Source organism: Chryseobacterium lineare (assembly GCF_977014045.1).
On sequence record NZ_CDRNIQ010000001.1, the window covers coordinates 3,786,951 to 3,804,818 of the forward strand.

Genomic DNA, 17,868 nt, shown 5'->3' on the forward strand with positions numbered 1-17,868 from the left:
GCAACCTGGGGATTTTTTTATTGTAGTTGATATATATTTGAAATTAATCCTGATTTTAAAATCTAATTTATATCGCAAACAAAAAATTAAATGAATCAATACTGATGTCATATATAAATGATCTAATGTTTGTTTATTTTAATAGTTAATTTAAATTATTGTGAAATTTATATAAAATAATTATTTATATTTTCGAATTAATAATAAAAAATGTTTAGATTTGTGTAATTAATATAATATTGAGAAAGTTATGAAGAAAAAATTTACTTCTTTCTTTTTCCTCTTTTTGTTTGCGATCACCAGTGCACAATGGAGTCCCACGGCATTCAGAGGAGAAAAAACAAGAGCAGGCTCCGATATTAAGAGCTATTACACTCTAAACATTTCTTTACTAAAGTCTCAATTGGCAAAAGCTCAGGAAACCGGAAAAAATGCAAAACCTGTTACGATTTCTTTGCCAACTTTAGAAGGAAAAATTGAAAAATTTGCCGTTTACAGCTTCCCTGTGGTCGTAAAGGAATTGGCAGATCAGTACCAATTAGGATCTTATGTCGGTGTCGGGATTGATGATCCCGGTAAATACCTTAGATTCAGTTTGGCACCAGACGATTTTCAGTCGATGATTATCAAAAATGGAGTCTCTGAATTTATCGAGCCTGCAGACAAGGACAAAACAGTATATGGTGTGCACCCCAAAACTGATAAAAGTCGCGAAGGTTTTCTTTGTTCAATGAATGAAAACCAATTAACCAAGCAAGAGATTGATAAGCTTTATAAAGCAGGAAAATCATTCAGTAATCAGTCAACCGATTTTGCAAAATCTTCTGATAAAAAATACAGAACGATGAGATTGGCAATGTCTGTTACAGGAGAATACACGCAATATTTTGGAGGTACCGTGGCTAATGCATTAACTGCAATAAATGCTACATTAACCAGAGTAAACGGTGTATTTGAGAAAGACTTTGCACTACATTTGAATTTGCAGAATTTTCCGGGCGTAATCTATACGGATCCGGCTACTGACCCTTATTCTCCTGCAGCGCAGATGAATAACTGGAATCTTCAGTTGCAACAGACACTTACGACAAATGTTGGCAGTGCCAACTACGATATAGGTCACCTTTTCGGAGCTTCCGGAGGTGGTGGAAATGCGGGATGTATTGGCTGCGTATGCGTTGATCCTGCCAATAGTAATGCTACACAAAAAGGTTCAGGATACACATCTCCTGCCGATGGTATTCCGCAGGGAGATAATTTTGATATTGATTATGTAGCTCATGAAATGGGACACCAGTTTGGTGCAAACCATACATTTTCACATGGCCTGGAAACGGCAGGTGTAAACGTAGAACCGGGTTCCGGCTCTACTATTATGGGATATGCGGGAATTACCGGTGCAAATACCGATGTTCAGGCTCATTCGGATCCTTATTTTCATGCGGTAAGTATTACTCAGGTTCAGAATAACCTTACCAATAAAACCTGCGACGTCGAAACGGCAATTACCAATAACCCACCTGTAATTACGCCATTACCTACCTATAATATTCCTAAAGGTACGGCCTTCGTTTTAACAGCTTCTGCAACAGATGCTGAAAATGATCCAATGACGTATTGTTGGGAAGAAGTAGATAATGCCGGCGTTACAATCAATAAAAACAACCTGGGAACAACTGCGAGTGGAGCTACGTTCAGATCATTCAATCCAACGACAAGCCCAACAAGGTATTTCCCTAAATTGTCATCAGTTTTATCTGGGGTCGTAAATAATTCCAATAACGGATGGGAATCTGTTTCTACTGTTGCAAGAACTACCAATTTCAGAGTAACGGTAAGAGATAACAATCCTGTTCCTACCCAGCAGCAGACACAGTTTGCCAACCAACAGATTGTTGTTGGAAACGACGGTCCTTTTAAAGTAACCACCACTACGGCTTACAATAATGGTCCTACTTCTGTTACATGGGATGTTGTAAATACTACGGCAGCTCCATATAATGTAGCGAATGTAAAGATTGATTACACAACCGACAATGGTGTGACCTGGACAGTTGCTTCAGCTTCTACCGCTAATGATGGTAATGAATCTTTAAATCTTACAGGTCTTACGTTAGGAGGTAATGTGAAAATCAGAGTAAGTTCCATCGGAAACGTGTTTTATGCAATTGGAAGTGCTACAGTAGCGAATTTAGCCAGTTGTACAGGAGCTGCTCCGACAGGAATTGTAGTGTCTGCAATCACACAAACTACAGCCACTGTTACGTGGACTGCGACAGCAAACTCAACTTATGTAGTTCAGTATCGTCCGTTGGGAAGCACAACATGGATCACTATTCCGTCTACAGGAAATTCTGTGAATCTTGCAGGTTTAAGCGACGGAATTCAATATGAGGTACAAGTTGCTACCGTTTGTACAGGTGTTCAGGGGCCTTTCTCTGCATCTACGAACTTCACTACGCTGGGCCTTAATTACTGTACCATGACGTCCAGTAACTTTAACGATGAATATATCTCTAACGTTACGGTAACACCAACTGGTGCGGCAGTAATGAGTAACAACTCAACAGGATCTACGTATACAGATTACACAACCACACCAAGTGCTTTAGTAAATCTTGTAATAGGATCTGCAGCGAACACAATATCAGTTACCAAATTCTGGACAGGAACTACGTTCAGTGAAGGAGTAGGTGTTTGGATTGATTTCAATAGAAACGGTGTGTTTGAAGCATCTGAACAGATCATGAATACTCCGGCAAATACCACAACTCCGGTTACGGCTACTTTCGCTGTTCCTGCAACGGCTTATAATGGCCCTGCTACTACAAGAATGAGAGTGGCAATGCAGTTCTTTAATTCTCCTACGATGTGTACAAGTTTTACTTATGGAGAGGTTGAGGATTATGCGGTGAAATTAATTCAGCCGATAGCTTGTACAAGTAATGCTCCGTTAAACCTTACAGTTACCAACCTTACAGCAACATCTGCTTATGTAATGTGGGATCCTGCTGTAGGAGCTACTTATATATTACAATACAGACCTTTAGGTTCTACAACATGGACGACTGTTCCGTTGACATCAAATGCTTATACGATCAATGGATTATCAGAGCAATCGTCATATGAAGTTCAGGTAGCGTATGTGTGTTCAGGTACTACAGGAACATTTACGGCTCCTTATCAGTTTACAACACCACAGGTTACTTATTGTACGATTACTTCAAATAATAACACTAATGGTTATATTTCTAATGTAACAGTTACTCCTACCAATTCATATGTTATGAGTAATAATTCAGGGGCAAATACGTACACCAACTATTCTCCGGATCCTGCTAAACTCATTACATTAGTTCGTAACACTACAAACAACAGTATATCTGTTTCTAAATCATGGTTGGGCACATTTAACTCATCATTAGCGGTGGGTGCATGGATTGACTTTAACAGAAACGGGATCTTTGAAACAAACGAAAGAGTAATCAGCACAACAGCAAGTACAACAACTCCTATCAGTGCTACATTCATTGTTCCGGCAACCGCTTATAATGGCCCGTTGACTTTAAGAATGAGAGTGATTTTCTCTACGAGTACCATTTCAAACCCTTGTGCAACAGTAGCCGATGGAGAAATTGAGGATTATGCTGTGAAGATCATTGATCTTTCGCCTTGTTCTACGGCACCACCATCTCCGATTGTTGTTTCAAACGTTACCTCTTCTACCGCTTTGGTTTCCTGGATCAATGCGACAGGGGCAACTTATACATTGAGATACAGAACGGGTACAGGTGCCTGGACAATCATTGCACCGGCAACAAACCCTTATTCAATCATTAACCTAAATGGTAATACAACATATGAAGTACAGGTAGCAACTATTTGTGGAGGTACTACAGGAGCGTGGTCAAGTTCAGTGAACTTCACGACTCCGGCAATATCTTACTGTAATTCCGGTACGGCAAGTGTTACAAACGCTTACATTAATAATATTACGGTAACAGGTACTGCTACGCCTATGATGTCTAATAACTCAGGGCCTAGTACATATACCGATTATTCTAATGATGTTACGAAAATCATCACGCTGGCAAGAAACTCTACCAATAATGTACTTTCAGTAGGAAGAACAATATTATCAGGTACTTATTCTACCTATGCATGGATAGACTTTAACGGGGACGGAATATTTAATAATAACCCTACCACTGTGCCGGGAGGAGAAAGAATCATGAATCTTGGTTACTCTTCCACAACTCCTGTTACAGCTACATTCCCTGTTCCTGCCGGAGCTTATTCAGGAACGAATAAAGTGAAAATGCGTGTCATTGTGTACTTCCTGACACCAACTGACGCCTGCTCAGTTCTTACAAGTAATGGAGAAGTTGAAGATTATCAGGTGAAATTTATAGATATTCAGCCTTGTACTACAGCTGCTCCTTCGGGAATTACGGTATCAAACATTGCGGCTACTACAGCTACAATATCATGGATATCTTCTACAGGTGCTACCTATCTTGTAAGGTGGAGAACAACCAACCCTGTAGGAGCATGGAACGTTTCTCCTGCGCCAATTACCGGAAACTCTTACAATATTACCGGACTTACGGAGCAAACTGCCTACGAAGTGCAGGTGGCTACGATATGTGGAGGAACGCAGGGACCTTGGTCTTCATCTACACCATTTACCACCACGCCGATTACGTATTGTAATATGACGGGTACCGGAACGACTGATTATATTTCAAATGTTACCATAACATCTGTGAATCCGGGAATTCCTCCGATGAGTAATACTTCAGTTCAGACAAACTATATCAGCTATACAACACCGGCGACATTAGTTAATCTGGAAATAGGTTCTACGGGCAATCAGATTTCGGTTGCTAAAAATGGAGGGCAGAGTGATGCTGTATCTGCATGGATCGATTTCAACAGAAACGGCGTGTTTGAAACCAATGAGCAAATCATGACTTCTCCGGCAAGTACAACAAGTCCTGTTACAGCTACTTTTGCGGTGCCGGCAAATGCATATAACGGAGCTTTAACAACAACAATGAGAGTTGTGCTGAAGCGTACAAGTGCTCCTGTAATGTGTCAAAACGCAGTAAACGGCGAGGTTGAAGACTACGCCGTGAAGCTAAGACCGTGCTCTACAACAGTACCTACGAATTTAGCATTCAATACCATTACCCACACGTCTGCTAATATTACATGGACTGTACCTGCAGGAGGTCTTACGTTTATTGTAAGATACAGAGTGGCCGGTACATCTACATGGACAGAAGTGGTGACTTCAACACTAACAGGAAACCCGCCTTTGGCTTTAACAGGTTTAACTCCTGCAACAACATACGAAGTGCAGATTGCTGCAAGCTGCGGAACAACACCGGGAACATTTACACCGGTTCAGACTTTCACAACGAGATGTGATCCTACACCTCCGAATGTGACAATTGGTACCGTAACGGCAACCTCTGCAGTAGTAAGCTGGGCGCCGGTAGTGCCAAGTGCAACGTATGTATTAAGATACAGAATCGTAGGAACAACATTATGGACTACAGTAAATATTACAACGCCTCCATTGAATACTTATACTATTCCGGGATTAAGCCCATATACAACGTATGAAGTACAGGTAGCCAATATCTGTAATGGAGAAACAACAGTAAATGCATGGTCTAATCCTAAAGTATTTACTACTGAAAGAACATGTGAATTGCCTCCTCCGGGACTTACAATTACGAATCTTACACCAACAACTGCCATAGTGGTTTGGGATCCGTTCCCGGGTGCAACCTATATCATAAGATATAGAAAGGTTGGTATCCCGAGCTGGACGACGGTGACTTCGAATACCAATACCATCACACTGACAGGATTGTTGGAATTGACACAGTACGAGTTACAGGTTGCCAACGTATGTAGCGGTACGCCGGGTACTTATACACTGCCGTACTTCTTTACAACTCCTACTGTAATATATTGTAATATGTCTGCTGCATCATCTACATCAGGATATATTTCTAAAGTTAAGGTGGAGCCAAACGGTAAAGCTGCAATGGAAAATACATCAGGTGCATCCAATTATACAGATTATACAGGTGATCCGTTGAAGTTCATAGAATTGATTCAGGGTTCTTTAAACAACCAGATTACAATTGATAAAAAACTTTCCGGAAATACTGAAGCAGGTATAGCAGTTTGGATTGATTTCAACAGAAACGGATATTTTGATATCAATGAGAGAATCATGGCAATTGCTCCAAATGCAGATCCTACTGCAAGCGGAACGTTTACTGTACCGGCAGATGCTTTCATCAGCCTGACAGATTACAAATATGTAGTCATGAGAGTTGCATTGGCGAAAGATGCTATTCCGGTAAACTGTGCCAACTTCCCGGACGGAGAGGTAGAAGATTATACCGTGAGAATATCTAAACCTATTGTTCCTAACCCAATCAACCAGACGGATATTTTAATCTATCCGAATCCGGTAAGCACAGTATTGTATGTGAAAAATATCAGCAAAAAAGCGAATTATAAGATCTACAATGCAGCAGGGCAATTGGTGTCAAACGGAATTATCCTGAACAACAAGATTGATGTACATGCATTAATAAATGGTGTTTACATCATCGACATTCAGGATGGAAATGATATCTCCGTTCAGAAGAAATTTATTAAAGAATAAATACATTTAACTATTAATCATTTTAACAGGCTCTCATTACTGAGGGCCTGTTTTTTTTGTTTACTACCTTTTAGTAATGAAATATAAGGTATGAAGGCTACATCTAATAACAGTAAATCAAAACCCGAGGTCAGTAAGGTCATACTCAAGGTAAGTAGAGCTATACCCAAGGTTAGTAGGATTATACCCGAGGTAAGTAGAGCTATACCCAAGGTAAGTAAGGTTATACTCAAGGGAAGTGAGATTATACCCAACGTAAGTAGACTTATACTCAAGGTAAATGAGATTATACCGACCTAAGTAGACTCATACCCGAGGTAAGTGGAGCTATACCCGAGGTCAGTAAAGTTATACTCAAGGTAAGTAGAGCTATACCCAAGGTAAGTAGGATTATACCCGAGGTCAGTAAGGTTATACTCAAGATAAGTAGAGCAAAACTCAAAGGGTACATGACAAACTAAATGTTAGCAGAGAGAACGGTAAATAAAAAACCCGTCAGGCGACGGGCTTACTCTTATATATTATTCGATATCGAAGATCACTTTTTCTGTGTGTTCTTTAAGATCTTCCAGGTTGGTGTTGTTATAAATGATACAGTCTGCCAGTTTTATCTTGTCTTTTTCGGGCATCTGTTTTTCCATGATGGCCTGTACTTCTCTGTACGTTTTGTTGTCACGGTCCATCACTCTTTTAATTCTGATATTATCTTCGGCAGTTACCAATACGGATTTATAGCATTCTCTGTTGAGTTTTAGCTCAAACAATAAAGCCGTTTCCTTAAACACCAGATACTTGGTTTGTTTTTTTACCCAATCTTCAAAATCAATGCGTACGGCCGGATGAATAATCTGGTTTAATTGCTCAAGCAGATCTGCATTATTGAAAACCTTTTCCGCTACAAATTTTCTGTTATAAGATCCATTTTCATCATACGCCTCTTCGCCTAAAATTTCTTTTATTTTTATCCTCAGATCTTCATTGTCATTGACGATATCTTTTGCCCTTTCATCGGAATAGTAGACCGGAAATCCGAAGTCTTCGATGAACTTTGCAACGGTGGTTTTTCCTGAGCCTATTCCGCCCGTAAGGCCGATAATCTTGGGTGATGATGGTTCCGGCTCAGTTTTCTGAGTTTCTGAATGTAATTCTTCCATAGTTTATATTAATATCCGAAAACATCATTAAAACTAAACGTCTCATCCAGCCTTACGCCTTTTTCTGTCATTTTAAGGCTTGCCAGTTCATTGTGAGCATCGTGTTCGAAGAACAGCAGATATTCATTGTCGATACACTGTTTCAGGAATTTTCCTTTTTCTTCCAGGGTAAGAAGCGGTCTTGTATCGTATCCCATCACATATACCTGGTTGATATGGCCTGCCGTAGGAATAAGGTCTGCCGCAAAAACAATTGTTTTTTCCTGATATTGGATAACAGGGAGCATTTGTTTTTCCGTGTGACCGTCAACGAAGATCACGTCCATTTTAAGCTCCGGCGCAAAACCGTAATTTCCTGTCGTAGGAAGAGGCAGGAAGTTGAGCTGGCCACTCTCCTCAATCGGGATAATGTTTTCCTTTAAAAAGCTTGCCTTTTCCCTGGCATTAGGTTCTGTTGCCCATTGCCAGTGGTTTTTATTGGTCCAGAAATGAGCATTTTTAAATGCCGGTCTGTAGCCGGTTCTGTCATCATTCCATTCGATGGCTCCTCCACAGTGATCAAAATGAAGGTGAGTAAGAAAAACATCCGTAATATCTTCTCTTACAAAACCATATTTCGTTAAATTTTTATCTAATGTATCGTCTCCCCAAAGAGAATAGTGTCCGAAGAATTTCTCGTCCTGCTTATTACCCAGTCCGCAATCGATGAGGATAAGTTTTTTTCCGTCTTCTACGAGCAGAGAACGTGTTCCCAGCTCTATCAGGTTTCTTTCGTCTGCAGGATTGGTTTTTTCCCACAGACTCTTTGGGACGACTCCGAACATGGCACCGCCGTCCAGTTTAAATTTTCCACATTGTATTGGATATAATTTCATATAATATTAAGTTTATAATGTTGTTTATTTTCAATAGTTTTACCTCTGAAAAAATAAGATTTTCGAAGCAGCTTTAAAAATTATTTACCTGAAATTTTGCTGCTGCTATTGATAATTATTCTGAAATATCAGACGTTATCACTGATCTCAGAAAAGTTCTCCCGGTTTTCTCGGTATTGCAATGTTTAAATGTTTATATGCTTTGTCCGTTACCTCCCGGCCTCTGGGGGTTCTGATAATAAATCCTTCCTGAATCAGAAAAGGTTCATAAACTTCTTCCAAAGTTTCCGGATTTTCCGCGATTGATGTGGCAAGAGCAGATATTCCTACCGGTTTTCCTTTAAAATTTTCAATCATTACACGCATGATTTTATTATCCATTTCATCAAGTCCGAACTCGTCTACATTTAATGAATTAAGAGCATATTTGGTAATGTTGATCTCGATTTCCCCGTTTCCTTTAATTTCAGCAAAATCACGAACCCTTCTGAGAAGAGCATTGGCAATTCTTGGAGTTCCCCGGCTTCTGCGGGCAATTTCAATGGCAGCATCTTCGTAGATCTTTACTCCCAAAACCCTTGAGCTTCTTTGAATGATCATTGATAAAAGCTCAATCGTATAATATTCCAGTCTGCTTTGAATCCCGAATCTCGCCAGCATCGGTTTGGTAAGCATTCCGCTTCGGGTAGTTGCTCCTACCAGAGTGAAAGGATTTAAACTAATCTGTACGCTTCTCGCATTCGGTCCGGTTTCCAGCATGATATCAATCTTGTAATCTTCCATGGCAGAATACAGATATTCTTCCACCACAGGAGAAAGACGGTGAATTTCATCAATAAACAGGACATCATTCTCTTCCAGATTTGTCAGTAATCCGGCAAGGCTTCCGGGTTTGTCGAGAACAGGTCCTGAAGTGATTTTACAGTTTACGCCAAGCTCATTGGCGATAATATTGGCCAGTGTTGTCTTGCCGAGTCCCGGAGGGCCATGCAGTAAAACATGATCGAGCGCTCCGCCACGTTTTTTGGCAGCCGTTACGAAGACTTCAAGGTTTTCGAGTGTCTTTCTTTGTCCTGCGAAATCCCTGAAACTCTGGGGACGGATCTGTTCTTCCTGTGCTAGCTCTTCACGGGAATAATTGTCTTTATCTGGATGTAAAAAGTCAGGCATTAATTCAATTTCATTTACCGTAAAGATAAGGAAATTGAGGTTACGATTAAAGAGTGATGTTAAGATTTAAGGTTGAGGTTGAGGTTGAGGTTGAGTGCGAGTTGTAAGGAGGGGGAAGCGTATGATTCATAAGATTGATTTATTTTAAGTATTTTTGGAAGAGAAAATATTATTGAACAGCCAAAGTTTGCTCCGATGTTTAAAATTTGCTTGGATTCTTATGGAATGACAAGTATTCCGCATAATTTTGTCATGTTGAAAGCATCTAAACTTTGCAAGGTTTTTAACCTCAACTTTTATAATAAATGAAACTAATTGGTCCTTTCAAACAAGTCGTAACCCTTGCCAATCTCCCATTAAGAGGAAAAATTTCTGACGAACAACTAGAAATTATTGTTGATGGTGGAATTTTAATAAATAATGATAAAATCCAGAAAGTAGGAAACTTTGAAACATTGAAATCTGAAAATCAAAGCATAGAAGTTGAAGAAATTGAAGGTGAACAAATTGTGCTTCCGGCTTTTACAGATTCACATACCCACATTTGTTTCGGGGGCAACCGGGCGAATGATTTTGCCATGCGTAATGCCGGAAAAACATATCTTGAAATTGCGGAAAGCGGTGGGGGAATATGGAGTTCGGTTCAACACACGAGAAATGCCTCTGAGGAAGAATTGTTAAAAACATTATTGGAGAGAATTGATTTTTTAATCTCTCTGGGAATAACAACCATTGAAGTAAAAAGTGGCTACGGACTCGATGTTGAAAATGAACTGAAAATGCTGCGAACGATTAAAAAAGCACAAGAACACACAAAGGCTATGTTGGTTCCTACCTGTCTTTCTGCACATCTGAAGCCAAGGGATTTTGAAGGAAGTAATGAAGAATATTTACAATATATTTTAAAAAAGATCTTACCAATAGTAAAAGAAGAAAACCTGGCGAAGAGGGTTGATATTTTTATTGAAAAATCAGCATTTCAGCCTGAAGAGAGTAAAGCTTTTCTGCTTGAAACTAAAAAACTAGGTTTTGATATAACAGTGCATGCAGACCAGTTCACTCCCGGAAGTTCCAGGATTGCGGTAGAAGTAGGAGCAAAATCTGCAGATCATTTGGAAGCGACTGTTGAGGAGGATATTGAATTCATAGCACAATCTGAAACAGTTGCCACCGCATTACCCGGAGCGAGTTTAGGATTAGGTGAGAAATTTAGTCCGGCTAGAAAATTGTTGGATGCAGGAGCCATTTTGGCTATTGCAAGTGACTGGAATCCTGGTTCTGCACCTATGGGTAATCTCATTACACAGGCATCAATTTTAGCAACCTTTGAAAAACTGACTACAGCGGAAGTGTTGGCAGGAATTACTTTCCGTTCCTCTTTTGCACTCGGATTAGATGACAGAGGAAAATTGGAAGCAGGTTTAAAAGCTGATTTTGTAACATTCAAAACGGATAATTTCCAGAATGTGCTTTATCATCAGGGGAGTTTAAAGGCGGAAAGTGTTTATATTGAAGGAGAGAAAATTAATAATTTATTGGAATAAAAAATTACGTTTAGATGCTCCCAGCATGACAATCTTTGCGTTTTGACTCTACGCGCATTGTCATGCTGAAAGCATCCGGGCAACTACAAATCACACACAAATTAAAATTTATGAATAACAATATTTGGCAGGGAAGATTAGACGGAGAAGACTTGCTTTTCCACAGAATATTTCAGAGAGTAAAAGAAGAAAATAATTATGACTTCATTTCAACTAGAGATTTCGTTTTACATGGGTTTGCAGTTGATGAGGGCGTGAGAAGAAATAAGGGAAGGGTAGGAGCAAAAAATGCTCCTAATGTGATCAGAAAAAATATGTCTAACTTTCCGGTGATCCGTCCTGATTTTACACTGCTCGATTTCGGAAATGTTACTTGTGAAGATGGAAATCTGGAAGAAACGCAGAATAATCTGGCTAAAAATGTGTCTAAAGTATTACTTAAAAATGGCAGATCTGTCGTTCTTGGCGGAGGACATGAGGTGACATATGGACATTATTTAGGCATGAAGACTGCTTTTCCTGAGCAGAAAATAGGTATTATTAATATTGATGCCCACTTTGATAACAGACAACCTGAAAATGAAGTAGGTCCTAGTTCAGGTACTGGTTTCTGGCAAATCGCTCAGGACGGATCCATCAATTCTCTGCATATCGGGATTCAGAGAAATTCCAATACCTTGAAATTATTCGATACGGCACATCAGCACGGAATGAAGTACATATTGGCAGATGAAATCTTTTTTGAAAACCTGCCATCGATCTACCAGAGAATTAATGATTTAATTGAAAATGTAGATTACCTTTATGTTACGATATGCATGGATGTTTTTAATGCCTCCATTGCGCCAGGAGTTTCTGCATCTGCCTATAACGGTATTTTTGCTGATGCTGCATTTATGCATCTTTACAGACATATTTTGAAGAGTGAAAAACTTTTGGCACTTGATGTGGCAGAAGTTAATCCGGATTACGATATTCAGGATAGGACAGCAAGACTTGCAGCGACACTCGTTAACGAATGGTTTATGATTTAACATTAATCGATAGAGAAAATCATTATTTTATATTATCTTAAGGAACACATTTTGTTCCTTTCACTACGCTTTTTTAAGCAATAAATAAATTCATTTTTGAATTTGAAACAGAGACTACATTATGGAACAATCAATTGAAAATAAACTTATCAAAGCAGATAAGGCATTTTCAGAATGGAAAAAAATTCCATTCGAACAACGGCAAAAACTCATTGCCAAAGCATCTGAAATTTTAAAGACGCGTTCTGAAGAATTCGGAGCAATCATCACCTCGGAAATGAATAAGCCAATCTCACAGGCGATTGCTGAGGTAGAAAAATGTGCTTTAATGATGAATTATTATGCAGATGCAGAAAACATTTTAAAGCCTGAAAAAATAGAGTCTGAATATTCTTATTCTGAAATACATTATGTTCCCAAGGGGGTAATCCTGGGTGTAATGCCATGGAATTTTCCTTTCTGGCAGGTCCTCAGATTTGCGGTTCCTGCTGTTCTTGCGGGTAATACCGTTGTGCTTAAGCATGCATCGATCTGCTTCGGCAGCGGAAATGCTATCGAAAAAGTACTGCTTGAAGCTGGTTTTCCTGAAGGTGTTTTCCAGAATCTTGAAATCGGACATAAAGATGTAAAAGCAGTTCTTGAGCATAAAACTATTTCTGGAGTTAGCCTTACGGGAAGTGAGAGAGCAGGGGCTGAAGTTGCTTCCATTGCTGGACAGAATATTAAGAAATCTTTATTGGAATTAGGTGGAAGCGATGCATTCATTGTACTGGATGATGCAGATCTTGATGAAGCGGCTAAAGTTGGTGCGCTGGCAAGACTTCAGAATTGTGGACAGACTTGTGTTGCGGCTAAAAGATTTATTATTGATGAGAAAATTGAAGATGTCTTTCTTCCGAAATTTATTGAAGAATATCAGAAATTTGTTCCTGCAGATCCTATGGACAAAGAAACAAAGATTACAGGTATGGCAAGACCGGATCTGGCAGACGATTTAGAGAAACAATTTAAAAAAGCTCTGGAAAACGGAGCGGAAATTATTCTTCCCTTGGAAAGAATTTCTGATAATGAATTTAAACCAGGCCTAATAAGAGTAGAAGAAGGAAACCCGATTTTACAGGAAGAGCTTTTCGGACCTTTGGGAATGGTAATGATCGCTAAAAGTGATGAGGAAGCGTTACAGTTGGCGAATAATATTCCTTTTGGTCTTTCCAATTCTGTGTGGACGAAAGATAAAACCCGTCAATTATTTTTTATTGAAAATTTAGAATCCGGAACAGTCAATATCAATAGGATGACAAGTTCTGATCCTCGCTTTCCTTTTGGAGGAACGAAGACTTCAGGATATGGAACGGAACTTTCTTTATTGGCTTTAAAGGAATTTGTGACCGCAAAAACTATTGTCGGAAATTAATATTAAAGAATTATTTTAAACATCAAAAACTCCCGATTATTCGGGAGTTTTGCTTTATTATAACAGTTTAGTTTTAAATTAAACCGTTGTTAATCTTAATGTATTGGTTTTTCCACCTTCGTAAGATGGAGTCGCATTGATATTAATAACAAAATCTCCAGCCTCGATATAACCATAGTTGTGAGTAAGCATATTCACTTGGATAATCGTTTCATCAGTAGATTTCTTCATATCATAATGGTAAGCATGTACTCCCCAAAGAAGGTTCAGCATGGTGATTACTCTTTTGTTTCCGCTATAAACGATAATGTGAGAGTTAGGTCTGTGCGCTGAAAGCTGGAAAGCCGTATATCCTGAACTCGTTAAAGTAACAATAGCAGATACATTTGTTGTTTTAGCGATTCTTACTGCTGCAAGGCAAACTCTATTTGTAATGAATCGTTCGTCAATGCAGTTAAAGTCTTTTTCGATCGGCTCATTTTTATGCTGATAAAAATGGGTGGTTTCGATATTCTTTACAATTTTCGTCATGTTTTCAACTACCTGCACAGGATATCTGCCCACTGAAGTTTCTCCTGAAAGCATCACTGCATCAGCACCGTCCAGTACAGAGTTGGCAACGTCATTTACTTCAGCTCTTGTTGGGGTCAAACTGTTGATCATCGTTTCCATCATCTGTGTTGCAATGATCACCGGCTTAGAATAGAATCTTGCTTTTTCTACCAATGTTTTTTGAATAGCAGGAACTTCTTCCATAGGAACTTCCACCCCTAAATCTCCACGGGCAACCATTAATCCGTCGCATTCCAATAAAATTTCGTCAATATTTTTTACACCTTCAGGCTTTTCGATTTTAGCAATAATCGGAGTTTTGAATTTCCCGTTCGGATGTTTTGAAATTAATTCTTTAAGATCAATGATGTCCTGAGCATGACGAACGAAAGAGAGTGCCATCCAATCTACTTCCTGATCCAGCATGAAGTTGGCATCCTGGATATCTTTTTCCGTAAGAGCCGGAAGGGAAACATTTGTATTCGGAAGGTTTACCCCTTTTTTAGAACTTAGTGGGCCACCCTGAATTGTCTTCGCCTTTACGGTATCTGTAAGGTTGGTTTCTGTAACTTCCAGAACAAGTTTACCGTCATCGATAAGGATTCTTTCGCCTACCTTTACATCCTGAGGAAATTGCTGGTAGGTCATATACACTTTTGTAGAGTCTCCTTCTATTTTTTCATTGGTGAAGGTAAGGATATCACCAGGATTAAGGTATGAACCTTCTTTTACAACACCGACTCTAAGTTTCGGCCCCTGTAAATCTCCTAAAATTCCGACAGAGAAGCCGTACTCTTTATTAAGCTCTCGGATGATATTGATATTTGAACGAACTAAGTCGTAATCTGCGTGTGAGAAATTGATTCTAAAAACATCAACACCTGCTCTCATTAACCCTAACATTACTTCTTTCGACGATGACGCCGGTCCAAGTGTTGCGATAATTTTTGTCTTCTTTAAATACTTATTCATAATACTGGATAATTTGATAAAGTTCTTCCTCAGAACCTAATATATAATCTTGAATTGGAAAAACAAGATTTTCAGGGAGCAAAATTACGGAAAAATCAGGAAACTGTTCCGAACTATGCAAAATATATTGCACTTCTACCTGATTATTTAATAAAAATTTAATGTTTTCTTCTTCTGAGAAGAGCTCAGTTTGTATTTTTTTTTGTTTACTTTCCGAAGATCGGTTTGATATAAACGTAAAACATGTCTTGGTAAACTTATGATAAGCCTCAAATCGCGGAAAAAAGTAATCATAATACGACCCATGATAGATTAAATCATCAATCCTTTTAAAATTAAGATCGTTTCTTTGATTTACATTATAGAAAAACTCATGATCGGGTATATTTTTGGCTAATCTTACCAATCCTATGGTAACATCTTCAAATTCTATATCATCGAGATCATAAAGTTTTTGGATTTCCAAGTATGTTTTCTTTTTTGTTTAAAATATAAAATGCTCTTTGTGCTGCTTTTTCTTCTGCCTTTTTCTTGGAGGTTTCTGTAGCGTTGGCAATTCGTTCTTCTCCAAGCCATACGTGGCACCGAAAAACAATTGACTTGTTTACCTGTATCTCTTCACAGGTTTCGTATTTTATATTCAGTTTTTTCTTTTGGCTCCATTCGAGCAGGAGGCCTTTATAGCTTACAATTTTATTTTCAAGCTTATTCATTTCGCTTGGTGTAAGAAGCCTTTCTAAAATAATTTTCCTGCAGATTTCGTAGTGAAAATCCAGATAAACAGCACCAATTAAGGCCTCAAACAAATTCCCGGAAATATTTTCCCCTAATGCTAAAGAAGTCTGCTTTTGCAAAAGGTCTGTCAATTTTAGATCTTCTCCTAATTTATTAAGATTTTTCCTATTTACAATCTTAGATTTCATTTGTGTCAGATATCCTTCATTAGCCTGAGGATATGTGCGAAACAAATGGCATGAAATGATTGTACCCAAAACAGAATCTCCTAAAAATTCAAGTCTTTCGTAATTACTGTCTTTTTTAGAAGAATTTTTTAAAGAAAAAGCTTCACGGTAAAGCGCAATATTTTGTACCTCAGTACCGAGAATCTTATTGAGTTCAGTACTGAGAAAGTAATCTCTCTCCGTTAATTTTCTTTTTCTTTTTTTGAGAAGGAATTTAGAAAAGTATTTCTGTAACTCCATTCAGTAAATTTAGATTTTCTTAAATAGAACGCAAGCGTTATGCCCACCAAACCCAAAAGTATTGCTCATGGCTACTTTTACATCTTTCTTCGCAGCTTCATTGAATGTGAAATTCAGTCTGCTGTCGATATTTTCATCATCAGTAAAATGGTTGATGGTTGGAGGGACAATACCATGAATAATCGTTCCCAATGCAGCAATAGCTTCAATAACTCCTGCAGCACCTAAAAGGTGACCCGTCATTGATTTTGTAGAATTAATCTGAATATCAAAAGCATGTTCTCCCAATAATTTTGAAATGGCATTGGATTCTGCAATATCTCCTAATGGAGTAGATGTCCCATGCATATTGATGTGATCTACTTCATCAGCAGTTAATCCTGCGTCTTCCATGCAATTTTTCATTACCAGATAAGCTCCTAAACCTTCAGGATGCGGTGCGGTCATGTGGTGTGCATCTGCACTCAGACCCCCGCCTTTTAATTCTGCATAAATTGTTGCCCCACGTTTTACAGCGTGTTCATATTCTTCGAGAATGATAGTTCCTGCTCCTTCTCCCAGTACAAATCCATCTCTGTCTTTGTCGAAAGGTCTTGAAGCTGTTTTAGGATCATCATTTCTTGTAGAAAGTGCCATCATTGCATTGAATCCGCCGACACCACTTGCTGTAACGGCTGCTTCAGAGCCACCGCATACAATTACGTCTGCTTTTCCAAGCTGGATAAGCATTTTGGCATCAATCAAAGCATTTGCTGAAGATGCGCATGCAGATACTGTTGTGTAATTTGGACCGTGAAAACCATATTCTATAGAAATATGCCCCGGCGTAATATCCGCTATCATTTTAGGAATAAAGAAAGGGTTGAATCTCGGAATTTCCGTATTTGCCCATCCTAAAACTTCAGTCTCAAAAGTTTCTAAACCTCCGATTCCGGAACCCCAGATTACTCCGACTCTGTTTTTGTCTACGTTATCTTCAATAATTCTTGAGTGTTGTACTGCTTCTCTTGCAGCGACAAGCCCAAGCTGAGTATTTCTATCCATTTTTTTTGCCTCTTTCTTATCGAAATGCTGCAACGGATCGAAATTTTTGACTTCGCAGGCGAATTTTGTTTTGAAGTTTGTGGCATCAAAAAGAGTAATAGGAGCGGCACCGCTCTCACCTTTTACAAGATTTTCCCAGTATTCTTTTGCATTATTTCCAATAGGTGTTATTGCTCCAAAACCGGTTACAACTACTCTTTTTAATTCCATAAA

The 17,868-nt window shown here is 38.8% G+C and carries 11 protein-coding genes; 4 read left to right on the top strand and 7 right to left on the bottom strand.

From position 1 onward, the window contains the following. Nucleotides 1-250: 250 nt before the first annotated feature. Nucleotides 251-6,694 carry a GEVED domain-containing protein gene (locus ACWNCI_RS17005; protein ID WP_449389202.1) on the top strand — a complete coding sequence of 2,148 codons (6,444 nt, stop codon included), beginning with the start codon at nt 251-253 and terminating at the stop codon, nt 6,692-6,694. A gap of 521 nt (nt 6,695-7,215) precedes the next feature. Here ACWNCI_RS17005 and coaE read toward each other — a convergent pair. From coaE to ruvB, 3 genes are all read right to left on the bottom strand, one after another. Further along, nucleotides 7,216-7,848: a dephospho-CoA kinase gene (coaE, locus tag ACWNCI_RS17010; protein ID WP_449389203.1), complete on the bottom strand. Its 633-nt coding sequence runs from the start codon at nt 7,846-7,848 to the stop codon at nt 7,216-7,218. A gap of 8 nt (nt 7,849-7,856) precedes the next feature. Beyond that, entirely contained in the window at nt 7,857-8,723 is an 867-nt protein-coding gene (locus tag ACWNCI_RS17015) for an MBL fold metallo-hydrolase (RefSeq protein ID WP_449389204.1), read from the bottom strand. Between the two features lie 147 nt (nt 8,724-8,870). Beyond that, on the bottom strand, nt 8,871-9,893 hold the full coding sequence (ruvB, locus tag ACWNCI_RS17020; protein WP_346983251.1) for a Holliday junction branch migration DNA helicase RuvB: 1,023 nt from the start codon (nt 9,891-9,893) through the stop codon (nt 8,871-8,873). 305 nt (nt 9,894-10,198) lie between these two features. On the opposite strand from ruvB, the gene hutI reads away from it, so the two are divergent. From hutI to ACWNCI_RS17035, 3 genes are all read left to right on the top strand, one after another. Next, complete coding sequence (gene hutI / locus ACWNCI_RS17025) at nt 10,199-11,437, top strand: imidazolonepropionase (RefSeq protein ID WP_449389205.1); 1,239 nt, start codon at nt 10,199-10,201, stop codon at nt 11,435-11,437. A 110-nt stretch (nt 11,438-11,547) separates the two neighbouring features. Further along, a complete protein-coding gene (hutG, locus tag ACWNCI_RS17030; RefSeq protein ID WP_449389206.1) occupies nt 11,548-12,471 on the top strand; it encodes a formimidoylglutamase in 924 nt (307 codons plus the stop codon). A 121-nt stretch (nt 12,472-12,592) separates the two neighbouring features. Further along, nucleotides 12,593-13,885 (top strand): NAD-dependent succinate-semialdehyde dehydrogenase, encoded by a 1,293-nt coding sequence (locus tag ACWNCI_RS17035; RefSeq protein ID WP_449389207.1) that lies wholly within the window; start codon nt 12,593-12,595, stop codon nt 13,883-13,885. 78 nt (nt 13,886-13,963) lie between these two features. Here ACWNCI_RS17035 and pyk read toward each other — a convergent pair whose 3' ends face one another. Genes pyk through fabF form a run of 4 tightly spaced genes read right to left on the bottom strand, consistent with a single transcriptional unit; the run spans nt 13,964 to nt 17,865 of the window. Continuing rightward, complete coding sequence (gene pyk, locus ACWNCI_RS17040) at nt 13,964-15,409, bottom strand: pyruvate kinase (protein WP_346983246.1); 1,446 nt, start codon at nt 15,407-15,409, stop codon at nt 13,964-13,966. Next, nucleotides 15,402-15,875, bottom strand: coding sequence for an IPExxxVDY family protein (locus ACWNCI_RS17045; RefSeq protein ID WP_346983245.1), 474 nt, complete (start codon nt 15,873-15,875; stop codon nt 15,402-15,404). Before ACWNCI_RS17045 ends, pyk begins: the two co-directional genes overlap by 8 nt. Continuing rightward, complete coding sequence (gene rnc, locus ACWNCI_RS17050) at nt 15,853-16,611, bottom strand: ribonuclease III (protein WP_449389208.1); 759 nt, start codon at nt 16,609-16,611, stop codon at nt 15,853-15,855. Before rnc ends, ACWNCI_RS17045 begins: the two co-directional genes overlap by 23 nt. Before the next feature lie 9 nt (nt 16,612-16,620). Further along, nucleotides 16,621-17,865, bottom strand: a complete 1,245-nt coding sequence (fabF, locus tag ACWNCI_RS17055) for a beta-ketoacyl-ACP synthase II (RefSeq protein WP_449389209.1) — start codon at nt 17,863-17,865, stop codon at nt 16,621-16,623. Nucleotides 17,866-17,868: the final 3 nt, after the last annotated feature.

What these genes read in the sequence shown, in the direction of transcription:
- ACWNCI_RS17005 (WP_449389202.1), top strand. Translation starts at nt 251, where the DNA reads ATGAAGAAAAAATTTACTTCTTTCTTTTTCCTCTTTTTGTTTGCGATC.
- coaE (WP_449389203.1), bottom strand. Translation starts at nt 7,848, where the DNA reads ATGGAAGAATTACATTCAGAAACTCAGAAAACTGAGCCGGAACCATCA.
- ACWNCI_RS17015 (WP_449389204.1), bottom strand. Translation starts at nt 8,723, where the DNA reads ATGAAATTATATCCAATACAATGTGGAAAATTTAAACTGGACGGCGGT.
- ruvB (WP_346983251.1), bottom strand. Translation starts at nt 9,893, where the DNA reads ATGCCTGACTTTTTACATCCAGATAAAGACAATTATTCCCGTGAAGAG.
- hutI (WP_449389205.1), top strand. Translation starts at nt 10,199, where the DNA reads ATGAAACTAATTGGTCCTTTCAAACAAGTCGTAACCCTTGCCAATCTC.
- hutG (WP_449389206.1), top strand. Translation starts at nt 11,548, where the DNA reads ATGAATAACAATATTTGGCAGGGAAGATTAGACGGAGAAGACTTGCTT.
- ACWNCI_RS17035 (WP_449389207.1), top strand. Translation starts at nt 12,593, where the DNA reads ATGGAACAATCAATTGAAAATAAACTTATCAAAGCAGATAAGGCATTT.
- pyk (WP_346983246.1), bottom strand. Translation starts at nt 15,409, where the DNA reads ATGAATAAGTATTTAAAGAAGACAAAAATTATCGCAACACTTGGACCG.
- rnc (WP_449389208.1), bottom strand. Translation starts at nt 16,611, where the DNA reads ATGGAGTTACAGAAATACTTTTCTAAATTCCTTCTCAAAAAAAGAAAA.
- fabF (WP_449389209.1), bottom strand. Translation starts at nt 17,865, where the DNA reads ATGGAATTAAAAAGAGTAGTTGTAACCGGTTTTGGAGCAATAACACCT.